The following is a 21,067-nucleotide window of genomic DNA, read 5'->3' as shown; positions in this document are numbered from 1 at the left end:
GCGTGGCTGGTCTGCTCCTTGGCGATGAGTTCGGTGAGTCGGCGGGCGTCGAGCAGGTCGTCACGGGAACACACCACGACGCGTGCGCCGGAGGTCAGGGCGGTGAAGATCTCGCCCAGGGCCACGTCGAACACGGGCGCGCAGCAGTGCAGCATCCGGCTGTCCGGACCCACCGCGCACTCCTCGCGCATCCAGGTGAGGAAGTTCGTCAACATGGCATGGGTCAACACCACGCCCTTCGGGGTACCCGTCGACCCCGAGGTGTAGATCACGAACGCCGGCGCCGAGGCTTCGACCACCGGCAAGCCGGCCGGGTCGCCTGCCCGCACCGTCTCCCAGTCGTCGTCCAACGCCACCACCCGCACCCCGTCGACCCGGGGAATCCGCGGGGCCACCTCACCGGCGGTCAATACCACCCGGGCGCCGTGGTCGGCCAGGAGCATCCGCATCCGCTCCGCCGGCCACGCCACGTCCATCGGCGTGTACGCCGCACCCGCCCGCAACACCCCCATCATCGCGATCAGGGACCACAGACTGCGGTCCAACGCCAACGACACCACGTCCCCGGTGCCCACACCCACCGATCGCAGATACCCCGCCAACGCCCCCGACCGGCGCGCCAGATCCCCGTACGTCAGCACCTCGTCGCCGGCGACACCCGCCACCGCCTCCGGCGTCCGCTCCGCCCACCGCAGCACCAACTCGTGGATCGGCTCACCGGGCACCTGACGCACCGGACCCCGCCCCCACGCCAACAACCGCTCGCGCTCCGCATCGGTCACCAACGGCAACGCCGGCAGGCCGACCTCGGGCTCCCGTACCCCCGCCGAGGTCAACACCACGACCTGATCCAGCAGACCCCGCACCCACTCCGCGGAGAATCCCTCCGCCGAGTAGTCGATCCGCACCGCCGATCCGTCAGAGGCCACACTCACCATCAGGTCGACGTCCACCACCTCCGGGCCCGCCTCGGCGACCGGGCCGTCCACCAGGCCCACCGCGACCGGACCCACCCCGTCCGGGCCCACCACCACCGGCGCGTCCAACGCCGCACCCACCCGCGACACCAACTCCCCGAACCCCGGATCACCCGCGACACCCACCCGCGCCACCGACCCGCCCGTCGCCAGGCCCAGCGCCACCTCGTCCTGACCGGTGTACCGGGCCAGCACTCCGACGAGGCCGGCCAGCAGCACCACACCGGCCGGCTCCGGGCCCGTCAGGTCGGGCAGCTCCACCGTCCGCGACTGCGAGGCCGCCCGGGCCGGCCACACCAACGGCCGCCGCAGGTCACCCACCAGGTCCAGGCCCTCGAACTCGGCACCCGCCCCGGCGACACCCACAACCCGGACCTGACCACCAACGAACCCGACAGACACGAACCAACCTCCGATCGAAAGGGGCGACCGGGCGGCGCGTGGCCGGAGCGGCCGGTCAGCCGATGTGCCGCGCTGCGGACGGCACGGTGTGACGCAGTGGTGCGGTACGGCGTGGCGCGTCGCCGCCGCTCATGGGGGTGGCCGACCGGCGCCTCTCTGGAGCGGACCCGGTTGTGCCGTAGGTGGTCCGTGGGAGGTGCGGACGGCGGTGGACGGCGTCCTGCGGCGTGCTGCGGTGGGACACAGGTGGGGACGCCTCGGGACCGGCGGTGCGATCAGGACGGGGTCACCGTCTGGAAGTCGCAACGGGGTGTCCGATCCCGCCACCGGCACCTCCTGTCCGTCAGGGCGCGGCGCACCCACATGTGTCCCCGATTCTGTGCGGTGAGGGGAAACGACGAACCGGTGGTGCCAGACGCTATGGAGCCGGACGGAGCGGCGTACACCCCTAGACGCACAGTCGACCCCTAGTGTCGTGTCCACTGAGGACCGGCGGTTTCCGGCTATGTGTTGTGGATTCTCGCTGGTCAGGTTGAACAAGCCGTCCGCCTGCGCGATCAGGCAGCCGTGGAAATCCTGCCGGAACCTCGTAGGGGCCACTCGACCCACCGGCCGGATGAGGGTCATTCAGACGGATCACCGAGGCGGTCATTCGTCAATGATCACCAACCTTCGGTGGGAAGAGAATGGTCGACCAGGGCGTCGTTCCACGCCTTGCCGAGATCGGTCCGATCGGGCGTGGACGGCCATAGGGTTACGGAGCGTAGTGTCGTTCCGCGCTCCGGTCCCCCTCCGAGGCGCACGAACGGTTACCCGGCGTGCTGGATCGGCGAGGATGTGAAGGCGCCGGTTGGTGATGGCCAAGAGCGCTGGTCGTGCCTGATCCGCCGATGCTCGGCGCGCTTCGCGCATTGGGCGTCGACACTGCGTTTTCCGTTGATCGGGGCGACGAGAGTGGAGTGACGAGAGAATGTCACGCTCTGTTCTGCGGGTGCCCGAACCGCGATCCCCCCGGCCCCCCTACCTGGCGTTGTCGGTGACGTAAAGGGCGGTCCGTACTCGGCTGACCGGCCCATCGACGGTCAATGCGTGCTGACTAAGGTTTCCGTATCGCGAATTCTGTTCATGACGCAGTCGGTGACTGGCAAGCACACCGGCTGCTGGTGTGCACCGCGCCAACTCAGCGCTGACCACAAGCCAGCCGCTACCTGGCCGGTCAACCTCGAGCCGTCCGGCCGGTGCACGCGGCACGCTCGACTCTCGTGGCCGAGCGGCCTCATCAGAACCGGGACGCGCCACGCATCCGCCCACGTCCTCCGCTGTTCGTGGTGGTGGTGCACCCGGACTTCGTGCCATCCCCGAGGCCCCGTGCGGGCCGGCATGTCAGGAGATCCAATGGATGGGCCTATCCAGGTACAGGTGTTCGCTCCCGAAGGGGTGGTCCTGGCCCGACCACCCAGTCCGGTGGCGACCGCAAGCAGCCGTTATCTGGCCGGCGCGGGCGCCGGCCTGCACAACGGGCTGGACATGATCACCGGCCTTCACCTCACGCTGCCGCACCAGGCGGCGGCCATCTGCAGCACCGGAGCCAGCGCGGACAAGTCGCTGCGTCTGATCAGCCGGTGTGGACTCAAGGTGCCGAGCGACCTGCGCGAGTTCCGGTCCGGCGACCACGCGGTGCAGCTCGCCCAGGAGGCCGCCGAACGCGGCGAGTTGCTGGAGTTCCAGTTCCCGCCCCACGATCCGCAACTTCGGGCGGCACCTACCCGGGTTCCGCCGGACCTGCTGGCCCGCCTCAACAACAAGACTGTCCTGGAAACGCTGATCGCCCCGGAGTACCTGCCCCGCCGGCAGGTCGCCACCCCCGCCGAGGTGCGGCGGATCGTGCAGCAGGACCGTCGGCCGGCGGTCGTCAAACCGGCCGGTGCCGAGGTGTACAGCGGGATCGCGATCTTCACCAGACGGCTGCAGGACCGGTTGAACAGGTCACTGTTCAACCAACTGGAGCAGGTGAGCGATCAGTGGATCGTCGAGGAGGAGGTTCTCTTCCGGACGGTCTGGGGGCTCCAGTTCGGCGTGACGGACGGCGGATCGGTGGAGTACTTCGGTGCGTCCGTACACCTGCCGCAGCCCACCTCGACGTGGATCGGTTGTGTGATGGACGACGAGCAACCGCCGGCGGAACTGATCCAAGCGCTGACCGCGGGGGTTCGAAAGGCGGCCGCTCTCGGCTACCGGGGATACTGCTCGTTCGACGCCGGCATCGGCCGGGACGGCGAACTGCGCGTCATCGACCCGAACTTCCGGGTCAGCGGAGCCACCACGTCGTTGCTGCACCGCAATTCGCTGCTGGGTCAGCACCCGTGCGCCATCACCACGTTCTTCTCGCTCGCGCCCGGCGTGAACGCCGAGCCGATCCTCGCGCCGTTCATCGACCGTGGGCAGTTCGTCGTGTTCATGCACTACGACCCGGCGGAGACGGACAACGGCCCGCATCAGGCGACCATCCTCGGCATGGTCGGCGGCGCGGACCGGTACGCCTGCGGCGTGCTGATCGCGCAGATCCAGCGAGCGCTGGGCAGGTGACCCGGCGTCCCGGGCCACGCCGGCGGCGCGGCCCGGGACGCCCGTCAGGCAGCCGGCGGCACCGGCCGCGCCGCCCTGCCTACATTCCCGCGAGGGCGGTACGGACGGCCGACTCCGGTACGTCGGCGACCAGGTCCGGGCCGGTCGGGCCGTCCAGTACGAAGGACAGCCCCGACGTCGCCTTCTTGTCCCGGCGCATCAGCGCGATCAGCTCGTCGTGGTCCACCCCGGCCGGCAGGGCGGTGTCGAGGCCGTAGTACGCCACCACCTCGTGGTGCTCGACCACCCGGCGCGCGTCGATCCGATCCAGGATTCCGGCCAGTCGTCCCGCGAACACCGTGCCGATGCCGACCGCCTCGCCGTGCCGGAGCCGGAAGTCGGTCGCGATCTCCAGCGCGTGTCCCAGGGTGTGGCCGTAGTTGAGGATGTGCCGCAGCCCGGCGTCGCGCTCGTCGGCGGCCACCACCTGGGCCTTGAGCGCCACGCACGCGGCGATCTGCTCGTCCACCGGCCGGTCGCGCAGGTCTCCCGCGCCGATGAAGTGCGCCCGGGCGATCTCCCCGTAGCCGTTGCGCCACTCCCGTTCCGGCAGCGTGCCCAGGTGCTCGGTGTCGCAGAGCACCGCGCGGGGCTGCCAGTACACGCCCACCAGGTTCTTGCCCTCCGGCAGGTTCACCGCCGTCTTCCCGCCGACGCTGGCGTCCACCTGCGCGAGCAGCGACGTCGGCAGGTGGATCACCGCGATGCCCCGGTGGTAGAGGCCGGCGGCCAGCCCGACGACATCCGTCGTGGTGCCGCCGCCGCAGGAGACCACCGCGTCGGAGCGGGTCAGCCCGAAGTCCGCGAACACCCGGCACAGCTGCTCCACCGTGGACATCGTCTTGTCGTGCTCGCCGTCGCGGGCCGGCACCACCCGGTGCGGCACCCCCGGGTCGGGCGTCCACTCGGCGGGGCGGGCGGAGACCACGACGACCCGGCGCGCGCCGATCCGCGCCACCTCCGCCGGCAGCCGGTGGCGCACGCCGGGGCCGATGAGCACCGGGTACGCGCGCTCGCCGAGCGCCACCTCGATCCGGGACGGCTCCACGGCGGGACGGTCGTCGGTGCGGGTCGGGTGCATCAGGCTGCCACCTCCTGGGGGTGCAGGACGAAGGGCGGGGACGGGTCGGGGGCGTCCTGGTTGGCGCGGACCAGCCACAGCCGCAGCGCCATCGCCGCCAGCGAGTCCACCTCCGGCGCGATGCCCCACCGGTCGTGGGTGAGCTGGGCGTGGTGCGCCAGCAGGAAGCCGCGCGGCACCTCGGCGGGACGGCCGACCACGTCGGCCACCTGGTGCAGGTAGCGCCGCCACGCGGCGGCGACCTCGCCGGTGAACGGCAGGTCCCCGGCCGCCAGCACGATCTTCTCCGCCCCGGCGTCGGCCTGCGTGGCGAGGTCCCGGCGCTGCGCCCCGGTCAACGGCCAGCTCCGGTCCTGCCAGTGCAGGAAGAGGAAGGCCGGCCGGTCGGCCTCCGGCATCAGCCCGGCCAGGTGCCGCAGGTGCGCCACCGCGAGGGGCAGTTCGAGGCCGGCCAGCCAGGGACCGTCCCCGCCGAGCAGGGCCAGCGCCAGGTCGCTGCCCGCGTACGCGAGCGGCCCGCCGCGGGCGGCGTCGCGGAAGGCGTACGGGTCGGCGGCGAAGGACACGGCCGGGTCGTGCGCGAGCAGTCCCCGCCGTACGGCGTCGAGCGCGGGCGAAAACGCGTGGAAGCCGAGGCTCAGGCCCTGGTCCAGCCGGTCGAAGTACCAGTCCGACCCGGGGTCGGCGCGGCGGGCGTCGGCGACCAGCCCGGCCAGCACGGTCGGCACCAGCTCGGCCACCCGCGCGTCCGGGCACCGGCCGGCCGGCACGGCGAGGCGGGCGAACAACCAGGAGCGTTCCACGGACGGCACCTCGACTGACGGCGGGCAGAGCGCGGGCGCGACGGCCGGTCTGCGGGGGTCGGCCCCATCATCGGCCTGCGGCCCGTCCCGCCGGCACGTCGCCGGTCGGAACTGGGGACGACTTAGGGGGTGACAGGGGTAGGTCGCCGCCACGGTGCTCGGAAGACTTGGGCCGTTGTACGGCGAGCGAGGTCTACGCCGCGATGAGGAGTCTCGCCGACGGACGGATGTGGTGACATGCTTCGGAGCGACCTGATCCAGCCGTTGCCCGATCTGCTCAGGGCCCACGCCGCGCGGCTCGGGAACAAGGTCGCCTTCCGCGACGAGCGCCGCGCCGTCGGGTACGCCGACCTGGAGGCGCGTACGCGACGGCTCGCCGGCCACCTGGCGGCGGCGGGCGTCGGGCGGGGCGAGCGGGTGGCGATGTGCCTCGGCAACCGCGTGGAGACGGTGGAGACGTGGCTCGCCGTCACCCGGGCCGCCGCGGTGGGCGTACCGCTGAACCCGCACAGCACCGACGCGGAACTGGCCCACCTGCTGGACGACTCCGGGGCGGTGCTCGTCGTCACCGACCCGGCGCACCTGGCCCGGCTGCTGCGGCTGCGGGCCGACCGGCCGGGCCTGCGCCTCTGGGTCGTCGGGGACGACCCCACGCCCGAGGGCGTCACCGCGTTCCGCGACCTGGCCGACGCGGAGCCGGCCGTCGCCGCCCGCGACGACCTGGGCCTCGACGAGGTCGCCTGGATGCTCTACACCTCCGGCACCACCGGCGAGCCGAAGGGCGTGCTCTCCACCCAGCGCACCTGCCTGTGGTCGGTGGCGTCCTGCTACGTGCCGGTGCCCGGCCTCACCGACGCCGACCGGGTGGTCTGGCCGCTGCCGCTGTTCCACAGCCTGTCCCACATCGGGTGCGTGCTCAGTGTGACCGCGGTGGGCGCCACCGCCCGGCTCGTCGACGGCTTCTCCGCCGACGACGTGCTGCGCGCCGTCGCCGAGGACGAGGCCACCGTGCTGGCCGGGGTGCCCGCGATGTACCACCACCTGGTGGCCGCCGCCCGGGAGACCGGCTTCCGGGCCCCGGCCCTGCGGGTGTGCCTGGTCGGCGGGGCGATCACCACCGGGGCGCTGCGGCGCGCGTTCCACGAGGTCTTCGACGCGCCGCTGCTCGACGCGTACGGCAGCACGGAGACCTGCGGCTCGATCGCCATCACCCGACCCGACCGGCCCCGGGTCGAGGGCTCGTGCGGGCAGCCGGTGGACGGCGTCGAGGTGCGGCTGGTCAGCCCCGAGACCGGGCTGGACGTCCCGACCGGGGACGAGGGCGAGGTCTGGGTACGCGGCCCGAGCGTCATGCTCGGCTACCACGGGCTGCCGGAGGTCACCGCCGCCGCGCTGCGCGACGGCTGGTACCGCACCGGCGACCTGGCCCGCTTCGACGCCGGCGGCAACCTGTTCGTCACCGGACGGCACCGAGAGCTGATCATCCGGGGCGGGGAGAAGATCCACCCTGGCGAGGTGGAGGACGCGCTGCGCGCGGTGCCCGGCGTCGCCGACGTGGCGGTGACCGGCCGGCCGCACGATGTGCTCGGCGAGGTGCCGGTGGCGTTCGTCGTTCCCGGCCCGGACGGCTTCGACGCCTGGGCCGCGTACGCGGCCTGCCGGGAGCGGCTCGCGTACCACAAGGTGCCCGAGGAGCTGTACGAGATCGGGGCCGTGCCCCGGACCGCGTCGGGCAAGGTGACCCGGCGGCTGCTGCTGGAACGGCCCGCCCGGCTGCGCGCCGTCAACGGCAGCCACCACGAGACGCTGAGCCGGATCGTCTGGCGCCCGCTGGACCTGACCGCCGCGCCGTCGACCGGGGCCGACGCTGACGGAGGCCCCCCGGCCCCGCGCTGGGCGGTGGTGGGCGCGGGCGGCGAGGAGCCGGCCGCCACGCTGCGCGCCGCCGGGGCGGTGGTGCGGGCGTACCCCGACCTGGCCGACCTGGCCGCGGAGGCCGACCGGCCCGACGTGACCGTGCTGGCGGTCGGGCCCGCCGGGGACGCGGCGGGCCTCGCCGACGCGGCGCGGGGCTGGCTGGACGACGAGCGGTCCGCCGGCGGCCGGCTGGTGCTGCTGACCACCGGGGCCGTGGACGCGTCCATCCCGGACCACGCCGACGCCCCCGACCTCGTCCCGCCGGCCGTCGTGGCCTGGGCGGTGGGCCGCTGCCTGCTGGCCGCGTACCCGGATCGGGTGGTGCTGGTCGACCGCGACGCCGACGGGCGCTCCCTGGCCCTGCTGCCGGCCGCCGTGGACGCCGGTGCCGCGCAGGTCGCCCTCCGCGCCGGCGCCGCCCGGCACCCGGTCCTCGCGCCGGCCCCGGCCGGCCCGCCCGCGCGGCCGGCGGCGGTCGTCGACCCGGCCGGTGTAGCGCTGGTGACCGGCGCCGACGCGGCGACCGGGGCGGCCCTCGCGCGGCACCTGGTCGGCGCGCACGGCGCCCGCCAGGTGCGACTGGTCCGCACCGACCCGACGGCCGGCCTCGACGACCTGATCGCGGACCTGGTCGCGGCTGGCGCCGAGGCCACCGCGCTACGCGCCGGACGGGCCGCCGGAGACGACGCGCCGCTCGGCGCGGTGTTCCTCTGCCCGGTCGACGACGACTTCGCCGCCGACGACGCCGTCGCCCGGCTGCTCGCCCTCGCCGAGGCGCTGGACGCCCGGACCCGGCACGCCGCCGCCACGGCGTTCACCGTCCTCGCCCCGGCGGCCCTGCTGCGCGGCGCCGCCGGCCGGGAGCGGGCGTCGGCGGCCGTCGGCGCCCTGAACACCCTGGTCGCCCGCCGCCGCGCGGCGGGCCTGCCCGCCCGGCTGGTCGGTACGAGCGGCGGGCTGGGCCCGGCGGCCGGGCCCGCCGGGCCCGACGAATCCGTGTCGGGCGGCCCGGACCAGGCCGCAGCCGCCGTCCGCGCCGACCTCGCCGCGTTCGACGCCGCCCACGACGGCGACGACCTCGTCCTGCTCGCCGGCCCGGCCGACCCGGCGCACCCGGCCTGGCGCGCGCCCGCCGGAACCGGCCCCGCCGGCGACGCCGACGTCGCCGAGCTGCGCCGCCGCCTGGCCGCGCTGACCACCGCCGAGGGCGACCGGCTCCTGCTCGACCTGGTCCGCGCCGCCACCGCCGAGGTCGCCGGCCTGCCCGGCCCGGCGGCCGTCCGCCCGGCCCGCGCGTTCAAGGAACTCGGCTTCACCTCCGTCGCCGCCGTCGCGCTGCGCGACCGGCTGGCCCGCGCCACCGGGGTACGGCTCTCCGCGACGGCCGCGTTCGACCACCCGAGCCCCGACGCCCTCGCCCGGCACCTCGTCGCCCGGCTGCGCGGCGCCGCCCCGGAGCCGGTGGCCGCCCTGGACGGGCCGGCCTGGTCCGCCGCCGACGACCCGATCGTCATCGTGGCCATGGCCTGCCGGCTGCCCGGCGGGGTCGCCTCGCCCGAGGAGCTGTGGGACCTCGTCGACTCCGGGCGGGAGGGGCTGACCGGGTTCCCCACCGACCGCGGCTGGGACCTGGCACACCTGTTCTCCGACGACCCCGACCAGACCGGCACCTCGTACGTGCGGGTGGGCGGGTTCCTGCCCGACGCGGCCGACTTCGACGCCACCCTGTTCGCGATCAGCCCCCGCGAGGCGCTGGCCATGGACCCGCAGCAGCGGCTGCTACTGGAGACGTCCTGGGAACTGTTCGAGCGGGCCGGCATCGACCCGACCTCGCTGCGCGGCAGCGCCACCGGCGTGTTCGCGGGCGTCATGCACCACGACTACGCGGCGAACCTGCGCCAGGCCCCGCCCGGCACCGAGGGCTACCTCGGCGTGGGCACCGCCGGCAGCGTCGTCTCCGGGCGGGTCGCGTACGCGCTCGGCCTGGAGGGGCCCGCGGTCACCGTCGACACCGCCTGCTCGTCGTCGCTGGTGTCGCTGCACCTGGCCGCCCAGGCCCTGCGCGCCGGGGACTGCACCCTCGCCGTGGCCGGCGGCGTCGCGATCATGGGTACGCCGCAGGCGTTCGTCGAGTTCAGCCGGCAGCGCGGGCTGGCCCCGGACGGCCGGTGCAAGGCGTTCGCCGAGGGCGCCGACGGCACGGGCTGGTCCGAGGGCGTCGCCCTGCTGCTGCTGGAACGTCTCTCCGACGCACGCCGCCACGGGCACCCCGTGCTGGCCGTGGTGTGCGGCAGCGCCGTCAACCAGGACGGCGCGTCCAACGGGCTCACCGCCCCCAACGGGCCGGCCCAGGAGCGGGTCATCCGCCGGGCGCTGGCCGCCGCCGGGCTCACCGCCGCCGACGTGGACGCCGTCGAGGCGCACGGCACCGGCACGAGACTCGGCGACCCGATCGAGGCGCAGGCGCTGCTCGCCACGTACGGGGCGGGACGCGGCGACGCGGAGCCGCTGCGCCTCGGCTCGCTGAAGTCCAACCTCGGCCACACCCAGGCCGCCGCCGGGGCCGCCGGGGTGATCAAGATGGTGCTCGCCATGCGGCACGGGACGCTGCCGCGCACCCTGCACGTGGACGCCCCGACGTCCGAGGTGGACTGGTCGGCGGGCGCCGTGGAGCTGCTCACCGATTCCGTGCCGTGGCCCCGGACCGGCCGGCCACGCCGCGCCGGGATCTCCTCGTTCGGCATCAGCGGCACCAACGCCCACGTCATCGTCGAGGCCGCCCCCGCCGAGGCGGAGGCCGTGGCGGTCCGCACGGCCGACGCCGTGGCCAGCCGCGTCGCCGAGGCTGAGGTGCAGGCCGCACCCGCTGCCGGCCCGGAGGCCCGGCCGCCCGTGCCGTGGCCGCTGTCCGGGGCGACCGGCGAGGCGCTGCGCGACCAGGCCGCCCGCCTGCTCGCCTGGCTCGACGGGCCCGGGGCGGACACCGACCCGGCCGACGTCGGCCAGGCGCTGGCCACGACCCGCGCCGCCCTGGAGCACCGGGCCGTGGTGCTGGCCGGCGACCCGGCCGCCGCCCGGGCCGGCCTGACCGCCCTCACCCGGGGCGAGGAGGACCCCGACACCGCCGCACTGCTGACCGGGCGGGTCGTCGACGGGCAGCTCGGCCTGCTGTTCGGCGGGCAGGGCGGCCAGCGGCCCGGCATGGGCCGCGCGCTGCACGCCGCGTACCCCGTCTTCGCCGACGCCTTCGACGCCGCCTGTGCCGAACTCGACCGCTGCCTCGCCGGCCACGCCCCGCACCGGATCGCGGACGTGGTGTTCGCGCCGGAGGGGAGCGAGCTGGCCGACCGGCTCGACCGGACCCTGTACACCCAGCCGGGCCTGTTCGCGTTCGAGGTGGCGCTGTACCGGCTGCTGGGGTCCTGGGGCGTACGCCCCGACGCCGTGGGCGGGCACTCCGTCGGCGAGCTGGCCGCCGCGCACGTCGCCGGGGTGTTCTCCCTCGCCGACGCGGCGGCCCTGGTCGCCGCCCGGGCCCGGCTCATGCAGCAGCTCCCCGACGGGGGCGCGATGGTCGCCGTCGAGGCCGACGAGGCCGAGGTGACCGGCCACCTGACCGACCGGGTGGGTCTCGCCGCCGTCAACGGCCCGACCAGCGTCGTCCTCTCCGGCGACACGGACGCCGTGCTGGCCGTCGCGGCCACCCTGCGCGCCGCCGGCCGGCGGACCAGCCGGCTACGGGTGTCGCACGCGTTCCACTCGCCGCGCATGGAGCCGATGCTCGAGGCGTTCCGCGCGGTCGCCGCCGGGCTCACCTACCGCACCCCGCACCTGCCGATGGTGTCCAACCTGACCGGCGAGCCGGTCGACCCGGCCCGGCTCTGCTCGCCCGAGTACTGGGTGGCGCACGTCCGGGGCACCGTCCGCTTCCTCGACGGGGTGCGCGCCCTGCGCCGCCAGGGCGTCACCACGTTCCTGGAGATCGGCCCGGCCGGCGTGCTCACCGCGATGGCCCAGGACTGCCTGGCCGCCGAGGCCGACGACCTGGCGTTCGTGCCCGCCGTGCGCGGCGTCGACGGCGAACCCGACGCGCTGCTCGCCGCCGTGGCTCGGCTGCACACGCGGGGCGTCGCCGTGGACCTGGCCGCCGTGGCCGGCCCCGGCCCGCACCGCCGCGTCGACCTGCCCACGTACGCGTTCCAGCGCCGGCACTACTGGCTGCCGTACTCGGCGGTGGCCGGCGGTCCCGCCGACGTCGGGCTGGCCGACGCCGGGCACCCGCTGCTCGGCGCGGTGCTGCCGGTCGCCGGCACCGGGCAGGTCGTCTGCACCGGCCGGGTCGCCGCGGCCACCCACCCGTGGCTGGCCCCGCCGGCCGACGGCGCGCCGCCGCTGCTGCCCGCCACCGCCCTGCTCGACGTGCTCACCCACCTCGGCGGGCTCCTCGACGCCCCGACCGTGGAGCGGTTGACCGTCCCCGCGCCGGTGCCGCTGCCCGCCGGGCTGGCCGTGGACGTGCAGGTCACCGTCGACGGGCCGGACGAGCACCTGCGCCGGGTCGCCCGCTGCCACGTCCGGGCCGGCGACGACCAGCCCTGGCGGGAGGTGGCCGAGGCGGTGCTCGCCCCGCCCGACCCGCAGGCCGCTCCGGCGCTCTCGCACGCCGGGCCGGCCCTTTCGCCCGCCGCCGGACCGGCCGGCGCCCCCTGGCCGCCCGCCGGGGCACGCCCCGTGGACCTCGGCACGCCACAGCGCCGCGCGCTGGCCGGCGACCTGGCCCGGGCCGCGTGGGTCGCCGGGGACCGGCTGTACGTGGACGTACGCCTGCCGGAGGACGCCCGCGACGCCGACGCCGAGCGGTACGGCGTACACCCGCTGGTGCTGGACGCGGCCCTGCGCCTGCTGCCGCTCGCCGACTTCCCGACCGTCGCCGAGGCCGGCGCGACCGTCGCGCCCACCGACTGGTCGGGCGTCCGGGCCCACGCCGCCGGCGCGCACGCGCTGCGGGTCTGTCTCGCCCCCGCCGGGGCGGACGCGGTCGCGCTCAGCGCCGTCGACGACGCCGGCGCGCCCGTGCTGGACGCGGACCGGGTGGTGCTGCGGGCGGTCGACCTGCCGCCCGCCGAAGCCTCTGCCGCCGTCCCGGCGCCCGCCGGCCTGTACGCCGTCGACTGGCTGCCCCCGGCCGGCCCGCCCGCGCCGGTGCCCGCCTGGACCCTCGCCGACGGCACGCCCCCGGGCGGGCCGCTGCCGCCGCTGTTGGTGCTGCGGGTCGGCGACGGCGACCCCGGGCACGCCGTGCCCGAGCGGGCGCACGCCGTCGGGCTGGAGGTCCTCGGCCTGCTCCAGCGCTGGCTCGACGACCCCCGCGCGGAGACCACCCGGCTCGCCCTCGCCGTGCGCGACGGCGACCCCGTGCACGCCCCGGTCGCCGGGCTGGTCCGGGTCGCCCAGGCCGAGCACCCCGACCGGTTCCTCCTGCTCACCCTCGACGCGGGCGACGACGCGGCCGTCCGCGCGGCCCTGGCCGTCGGCCCCGACGAGCCGGAGGTGGCCGTCCGCGACGGCCGCGCTCTGCTGCCCCGGCTCCGTCCGGTCGACCACCCCGCCGCACCACCCGGGCCGGCGGCGCCGCGTGCCGAGGCCGGCACCGCCCCCGGCGCGCCGCACCCGGCCCTCGCAGGCGGCACCGTGCTGGTCACCGGCGGCACCGGCGGCGTCGGCCGGCACGTCGCCACGCACCTCGCCCGCGCGCACGGCGTCGCCGAGCTGGTGCTGATCAGCCGCACCGCGCGGCCCGCCGACTGGATGACCGAGCTGACCGACGCCGGGGTCACCGTCCGGCTGGTCGCCGCCGACGTCGCCGACCGGGCCGTCCTCGAAGCGGTCGTCGCCCCGCTGGCCGACCGGCTGGTCGCCGTCGTGCACGCCGCCGGGGCCACCGACGACGCGCTGCTCACCGGCCTCGACGCGGCCCGCTGGGAGCGGACCCTGCGGGCCAAGGTGCACGGCGCGTGGCACCTGCACGAGCTGACCGCCGGCCTCGACCTCGCCGCGTTCGTGCTGTTCTCCTCGGCCGCCGCCGTCTTCGGCAGCCCCGGCCAGGGCAACTACGCGGCCGGCAACGCGTTCCTCGACGCGCTCGCCGCGCACCGCCGTGCCGCCGGCCTACCGGCCACCGCCCTGGCGTGGGGCCTGTGGGCGGAAGGGGACGGCATGGCCGGCCGGCTCAGCCAGGCCGACCTGGCCCGCCTCGCCCGGGGCGGCACCCGCCCCCTCGACACCACCGCCGGCCTGGCCCTGTTCGACGCCGCGCTGCACGCCGACCGGCCCGCCGTCGTGCCGATCGGGCTGGACCTGGCCGCCGTCCGGGCCACCGGGGAGGCGCCCGCCCTGCTGCGGGCGCTGCTGCCCCCGCCGCCGCGCCGGGCCGTCAACCACGCGGAGGCCGCCACGTCCGGGTCCGGGTTCGCCGACCGGCTGGCCGGGCTGGCCGAGCCCGAGCGCGCCGCCGTGCTGCTGGACCTGGTCCGCACCCGGTGCGCCACCGTCGTCGGGCACGCCGGCCCCGAGCAGGTCGAACCCCGCCGCCCGTTCAAGGAACTCGGCTTCGACTCCCTCATGGCGGTCGAGCTGAGCAACCGGCTCTCCGCCGCCACCGGCGTCCGGCTCGCGCCGCACGCCGTGTTCAACCACCCCACCCCGGAGGCGCTCGCCGCCCACCTGCACGCCCGGCTGCTCGGCACCGCCGCCACCGAGGTCGCCGACGCGAGCACCGTCGCCCTGGACGAGCCGGTCGCCGTCGTCGCCATGGCGTGCCGGTTCCCCGGCGGCATCGGCTCCCCCGAGGAGCTGTGGGGGCTGCTCGACGCCGGCGCCGACGTCGTCGGCGACCTGCCCACCGACCGGGGCTGGCCCCTCGCCGACCTGTACGACCCCGTGCCGGGCACGCCCGGGAAGACGTACGTGCGCTCGGGCGGGTTCCTCACCGGGATCGCCGACTTCGACGCCGAGTTCTTCGGCATCAGCCCCCGCGAGGCCCTCGCCATGGACCCGCAGCACCGGCTGCTGCTGGAGACCTCCTGGGAGGCCCTGGAACGGGCCGGCATCGACCCGGGTGGGCTGCGCGGCAGCCGCACCGGCGTCTTCGCCGGCACCCACGGCCAGGACTACGCCGACCAGATCGCCCCCGGCGTCCCCTCCGACGACGGGGAGGTCACCGCCGACGAGGGGCACCTGCTCACCGGCACGGCCGGCAGCGTCCTGTCCGGCCGCGTCGCGTACGCCCTCGGGCTGGAAGGGCCCGCCGTCACCGTGGACACCGCCTGCTCGGCGTCCCTCGTCGCGCTGCACCTGGCCGTCCAGGCGCTGCGCCAGGGCGACTGCGACCTGGCCCTGGCCGGCGGAGTGTCCGTGCTGTCCAGCCCCGCCGGGCTGACCGGGTTCAGCCGCCAGCGCGGCCTCGCCGCCGACGGCCGGTGCAAGGCGTTCGCGGAGGAGGCCGACGGGTTCGGCATGTCCGAGGGCGTCGGCATGCTTGTCGTCGAACGGCTCTCCGACGCCCGCCGTCGCGGCCACCCCGTCCTCGCCGTGGTGCGCGGCACCGCCGTGAACCAGGACGGCGCGTCCAACGGGCTGACCGCCCCGAACGGCCCCTCCCAGGAGCGGGTGATCCGCGCCGCGCTCGGCGCCGCCCGGCTGACCCCCGCCGACGTGGACGTGGTCGAGGCGCACGGCACCGGCACCCCGCTCGGCGACCCGATCGAGGCCGAGGCGATCCTCGCCACGTACGGCCAGCGCCCCGCCGACGCCCCGCCCGTGCTGCTCGGTTCCGTCAAGTCCAACCTCGGGCACACGCAGGCCGCGGCCGGGGTCGCCGGCGTGATCAAGATGGTGCTCGCCATGCGGCACGGCGTCCTGCCCCGCACCCTGCACGCCGCGCGGCGCACCTCCCGGGTCGACTGGGACGCCGGGTCGGTCGAACTGCTCACCGAGGCCCGGCCGTGGCCCCGTGTGGACCGGCCGGCGCGGGCCGGCGTGTCGTCGTTCGGCATCAGCGGCACCAACGCCCACGTCATCGTCGAGGCCGCCTCGGCCGACGAGCCCACCCCGGTCGACGAGCCACCCGCCGAGCCAGCCGAACCCGCCGCGCTGCCGTGGCTGCTGTCGGCCCGTACCCCCGAGGCGCTGGCCGGGCAGGCCCGGCGGCTGCGCGCCCACCTCGCCGCGTACACCGACCAGCGCCCCATCGACGTGACCTGGTCACTGGCCACCACCCGGACCGCGTTCGACGCCCGGGCCGTGCTCGTCGGCGCCGACCCCGAGCGGGTCGCCGCCGCCCTCGACGCGCTCGCCGAGGGCCGGCCGGCCCCCGAGCTGGTACGCGGCGACGCCGGCCCGGCCGGCCGGTGCGTTTTCGTCTTCCCCGGCCAGGGCTCCCAGTGGCTCGGCATGGGGCTGGACCTGCTCGACCAGGCGCCCGTGTTCGCCGAGCGGATGGCCGCCTGCGACGCCGCGCTGCGCCCGCACCTGAACTGGTCGCTGCTGGACGTGCTGCGCCAGACCCCCGGCGCGCCGAGCCTCGACCAGGTCGACGTGGTGCAGCCCGCCCTGTTCGCCATGATGGTGTCGCTGGCCGAGCTGTGGCGCTCGTACGGCGTGCAGCCGGCCGCCGTGGTCGGCCACTCGCAGGGCGAGATCGCCGCCGCCTGCGTGGCCGGGATCCTCTCCCTGCCCGACGCCGCCCGCGTCGTGGCGCTGCGCAGCCGCGCCATCCGGGCCCTCGCCGGGCACGGGGCGATGGCCTCGGTCGCGCTGCCCGCCGACGTGGTCCGCGAGCGGGTCGCCCCGTACGGGGACCGGATCGCCGTGGCCGCCGTCAACGGCCCCGCCGCCGTGGTGGTCTCCGGCGAGGAGGCCGCCGTCGAGGAACTGCTCGCGAACCTGGCCACCGAGAACGCCCGGGTACGCCGCATCGCCGTCGACTACGCCTCCCACTCCGCGCACGTCGAACGCATCCGCGACGAGCTGGCCGACGCCCTCGCCGGCATCACGCCCGGCCCGGCCGCCGTGCCGATGTTCTCCACCACCGACCTGCGCTGGGTCGACGGCACCGAGCTGGGTCCCGACTACTGGTACCGCAACCTGCGTCAGCCAGTCGAGCTGGAACGGGCCGTCCGGGCGCTGGCCGCTGAGGGCCACGACACGTACGTCGAGTGCAGCCCCCACCCGGTGCTCACCGTCGGCATCGAGGAGACCCTCGCCGACCACGACACCATCGTGGTCGGCTCGGTACAGCGCGACCAGGGCGACCGGGCCCGGTTCCTGCTCTCCCTGGCCCAGCTGCACGTGGCCGGGGTGCCGGTGGACTGGCGGCCGGCCCTGGCCGGCGGGCGCCACGTCGACCTGCCCACGTACGCGTTCGCCCACCGCCGCTACTGGCCCCGCCCCGTCAGCGGCCCCGGCGACGTGGGCGCCGCCGGCCTCGACGCCGCCGGGCACCCGCTGCTCGGCGCGTCCGTGGCCCTCGCCGAGGCGAAGGGCCACCTGCTCACCGGCCGGCTCTCCGCCGCCGCCCAGCCGTGGCTGGCCGACCACCGGGTCATGGAGACCGTGCTCGTGCCCGGCACCGGCCTGGTCGAACTGTGCCTGCGCGCCGGCGACGAGGTCGGCTGCCCCGGCCTCGACGAGCTGGTCATCGAGACGCCACTCGCCCTGCCCGCCGACGGGGCAACCCAGGTGCAGGTGGCCGTGGGCCCGGCCGGCGACGACGGCCGCCGCCCGGTGACCCTGCACTCCCGGCCCGCCGACGAGCCGGCCGACGCCCCGTGGACCCGGCACGCCACCGCCACCCTGTCCACCGCCGACTCGCCGACCCCGCCCGCGGACCTCGCCGCCTGGCCGCCGCCGCACGCCCGCGCCGTCGACCTGGCCGGCTTCTACGCCGGGCTCGCCGCCGACGGGTACGCGTACGGGCCCGCGTTCCAGGGGCTGCGCGCCGTGTGGACCAGCGGCGACGAGGTGTACGCCGAGGTGGAGCTGCCCCCGGCCGAGCGGGCCGACGCCACCCGCTACGGGCTGCACCCGGCCCTGCTCGACGCCGCACTGCACGCCGCGCACTTCGGCGGCCTCGCCAAGGCCGGGGCGGGACGGCTGCTGCTGCCGTTCGCCTGGAACGGCGTCACCCTGCACGCCGCCGGCGCCACCGCGCTGCGCGTCCGCGTCACCCAGGTCGCGCCGCAGGCGATCGCCCTGACCGTCGCCGACGCGGCCGGCGAGCCGGTCGCCGAGGTGGCGTCCCTGGCCATGCGCCCCATCTCCCGCGCCGAGCTCGGCGCCGAGGACGCGAGCGTCCGCGACGCCCTGTTCCGCCTCGGCTGGCAGCCGCTGGCCGCCCCGGAGCCGGCCGGACCGGCCCGGGTCGTGGCGCTCGGCCCGGCCGTCGCGGGGCTCCCGCACCACCCCGACCTGACCGCCCTGGCCCGTGCCGTCGACGACGGCGCGCCCCCGCCGGACGCCGTCCTCGCCCCGCTCGGCGGTGCCCACCCCGCGCCGAACGGGCCGGACACGGGCGGCGCCGGGGCTGCGGCCGGCACCGACCGGGCACGCGGCGTCGCCGCCCAGGCGCTCGCCCTCGTCCAGGGCTGGCTCGCCGACCCCCGCTGGGCGGAGACCCCACTGGTCCTGCTCACCCGGGGCGCGGTCGGCGTGCACAGCCCCGCCGAGGTGACCGACCCGGACGCGGCGACCGCCTGGGGTCTGGTGCGCTCCGCGCAGTCCGAGCACCCCGACCGGTTCGTCCTGCTCGACGCCGACGCCGAGCCCACCGTCGCCGACCTCGCCGCCGTCCTCGCAGCCGGGGAGCCCCAGGTGGCGCTGCGCGGCGGCGCCCCACACGCCCCCCGGCTGGCCCGCCGCGCCGACGCGCCGACGCTCACCCCGCCGGCCGGCGCGGACGCCTGGCGGCTCGACGTCCCGACGCGCGGCAGCCTGGAGAACCTCGCCCTCGTCGCCACCGACGCCGCCGACGCGCCGCTCGGCCCGCTGGAGGTACGGGTCCGGGTACGCGCCGCCGGCCTCAACTTCCGCGACGTGCTCAACGCGCTCGGCCTCTACCCGGGCGACCCCGGCCCGCCCGGCGGCGAGGCCGCCGGCGTGGTCACCGAGGTCGGCGCGGCCGTCACCGACCTGCGCCCCGGCGACCCGGTGCTCGGCGTCTTCGTCGGCTGCTTCGGCCCGGTCGCGGTCACCGACCGCCGGCTGCTCGTGCCGGTGCCCGCCGGCTGGACGTTCGCGCAGGCCGCCTCGGTGCCGGTGGTGTTCCTCACCGCGTACCACGGGCTGGTCAACCTGGCCCGGCTGCGGGCCGGCGAGTCCGTGCTGGTGCACGCCGCCGCCGGCGGCGTCGGCATGGCCGCCGTCCAGCTCGCCCGCCACCTCGGCGCCGACGTGTACGCCACCGCCAGCCCCGGCAAGTGGCCCGCCCTGCGGGCCATGGGCGTCCCCGACGACCACCTCGCCTCGTCCCGCACCCTCGACTTCGAGGCGGCGTTCCTCGCCGCCACCGACGGACGCGGCGTCGACGTCGTGCTCGACTCCCTCGCCCGGGAGTTCGTCGACGCGTCGTTGCGGCTGCTGCCCCGCGGCGGCCGGTTCGTCGAGATGGGCAAGACCGACCTGCGCGACCCCGACCAGGTCGCCGCCGACCACCCCGGCGTCGCCTACCAGGCGTACGACCTGACCACCGTCGACCCCGACGAGCTCCAGCGGATGCTCGTCGAGCTCATGGGCCTGTTCGCGGCCGGGACGCTCACCCCGCTGCCGGTACGCGCCTGGGACGTCCGCCAGGCGCCCGACGCCTTCCGGTACGTCAGCCAGGCCCGGCACGTCGGCAAGGTCGTGCTCGCCATGCCGGCCCGCTGGCAACCCGACGGCACCGTCCTCGTCACCGGCGGCACCGGCCTGCTCGGCGGGCTCGTCGCCCGCCGCCTGGTCACCCGGCACGGAGTGCGCCACCTCCTGCTCGCCAGCCGCGGCGGCCCGGACGCCCCCGGCGCGGCCGAGCTGACCGGGGAGCTGACCGCCCTCGGCGCCACCGTCACCGTGGCCGCCGCCGACGTCGCCGACCGCGACGCCGTGGCCCGGCTGGTCGCCGCCGTGCCGGCCGAGCACCCGCTCACCGCCGTGGTCCACCTCGCCGGCGTCCTCGACGACGGCGTGGTCACCGCGCTCACCCCGGAGCGGATCGACACCGTGTTCCGGCCCAAGGTGGACGCCGCCCGGCACCTCGACGAGGCGACCCGCCACCTCGACCTGGCCGCGTTCGTGCTGTTCTCCTCCGGCGCCGGCGTGTTCGGCGTACCCGGGCAGGGCAACTACGCCGCCGCCAACGCGTACCTCGACGCGCTCGCCCACGCCCGGCGCGGCGCCGGCCTGCCCGCCCAGTCGTACGCGTGGGGGCTCTGGGAGCAGGCCAGCGCGATGACCGCCAAGCTGGACCGCACCGACCCCCGGATCACCGCCCGCGACGGCCAGCTCGCCATCCCCTCCGACCTCGGGATGGCCCTGTTCGACGCCGGACTGGCCGCGCCCGAGGAGCACCTGGTGCCCACCCGGGTCGACGTGGCCGCCCTCGCCGACCGGGCCGCCGTACCCGCGCTCATGCGCGGCCTGGTGCGGCGGGAACGCCCCCGCGCCCGGTCTGCGACGGCCGGCGGCGGCCGGGACCTCGCCGGCCGGCTCCGGGCGCTCACCGCCGCCGAGCAGTCGGCCCTGCTGCTCGACCTGGTACGCGCCGAGGCGGCCACCGTGCTCGGCCACGCCAGCCCGGACGCCATCCGGCCCGGCCAGGCGTTCAACGAGATCGGCTTCGACTCGCTGACCGCCGTCGAGCTGCGCAACCGGCTCGCCGAGGCCACCGGCCACCGGCTGCCCGCGACGGTGATCTTCGACTACCCGGACCCGACCGCGCTGGCCGGACACCTGCGCGCCCAGCTCGTCCCCGACGGCGGCGAGGCGGTCCCGGCGATCCTCACCGAGCTGGAGAGCCTGGAGCGGGCGCTGACCGAGACGGTGGTCGAGCCGGAGCTGCACACCCAGGTCGCCGCCCGGCTGGAGGTGCTGGTCGCCAAGTGGCGCACGATGCGCGGCGCCTCCGCCAGCGACGACGACCTCGACCTCGACGACGCCAGCGACGACGAGATCTTCAGCCTGATCGACCAGGAACTCGGGCTCTGACGCGGGCCCGACGCGGACTACACGAG

Annotated in this window: 5 protein-coding genes; 2 read left to right on the top strand and 3 right to left on the bottom strand. The window is 76.6% G+C overall.

All coding sequences use genetic code 11. The annotated features are described in order from the left end of the window. Nucleotides 1-1,379: AMP-binding protein (locus tag ACGF5C_RS33025; protein WP_393308060.1), on the bottom strand; the 1,379-nt coding region annotated here is incomplete at its 3' end. A gap of 1,419 nt (nt 1,380-2,798) precedes the next feature. Between ACGF5C_RS33025 and ACGF5C_RS33020 the strand changes: the two genes are divergently transcribed. Beyond that, nucleotides 2,799-3,965 (top strand): ATP-grasp domain-containing protein, encoded by a 1,167-nt coding sequence (locus ACGF5C_RS33020; RefSeq protein WP_393308058.1) that lies wholly within the window; start codon nt 2,799-2,801, stop codon nt 3,963-3,965. A 79-nt stretch (nt 3,966-4,044) separates the two neighbouring features. Here the strand turns inward: ACGF5C_RS33020 and ACGF5C_RS33015 are convergent, their stop codons facing one another. Both ACGF5C_RS33015 and ACGF5C_RS33010 read right to left on the bottom strand, forming a co-directional pair. Then, nucleotides 4,045-5,085 (bottom strand): 3-dehydroquinate synthase family protein, encoded by a 1,041-nt coding sequence (locus tag ACGF5C_RS33015; RefSeq protein ID WP_393308056.1) that lies wholly within the window; start codon nt 5,083-5,085, stop codon nt 4,045-4,047. Beyond that, a complete protein-coding gene (locus tag ACGF5C_RS33010) occupies nt 5,085-5,888 on the bottom strand; it encodes a hypothetical protein (protein WP_393308054.1) in 804 nt (267 codons plus the stop codon). The genes ACGF5C_RS33015 and ACGF5C_RS33010 overlap by 1 nt, the downstream gene beginning before the upstream one ends. Before the next feature lie 237 nt (nt 5,889-6,125). Here ACGF5C_RS33010 and ACGF5C_RS33005 point away from each other — a divergent pair, with 237 nt between their 5' ends. Further along, on the top strand, nt 6,126-21,041 hold the full coding sequence (locus tag ACGF5C_RS33005) for an SDR family NAD(P)-dependent oxidoreductase (protein ID WP_393308052.1): 14,916 nt from the start codon (nt 6,126-6,128) through the stop codon (nt 21,039-21,041). Nucleotides 21,042-21,067 lie beyond the last annotated feature (26 nt).

The sequence above is a fragment of the Micromonospora sp. NPDC047620 genome, assembly GCF_043205005.1.
Taxonomy (GTDB): Bacteria; Actinomycetota; Actinomycetes; order Mycobacteriales; family Micromonosporaceae; genus Micromonospora.
This window is presented reverse-complemented; position numbering and strand designations above follow the sequence as displayed.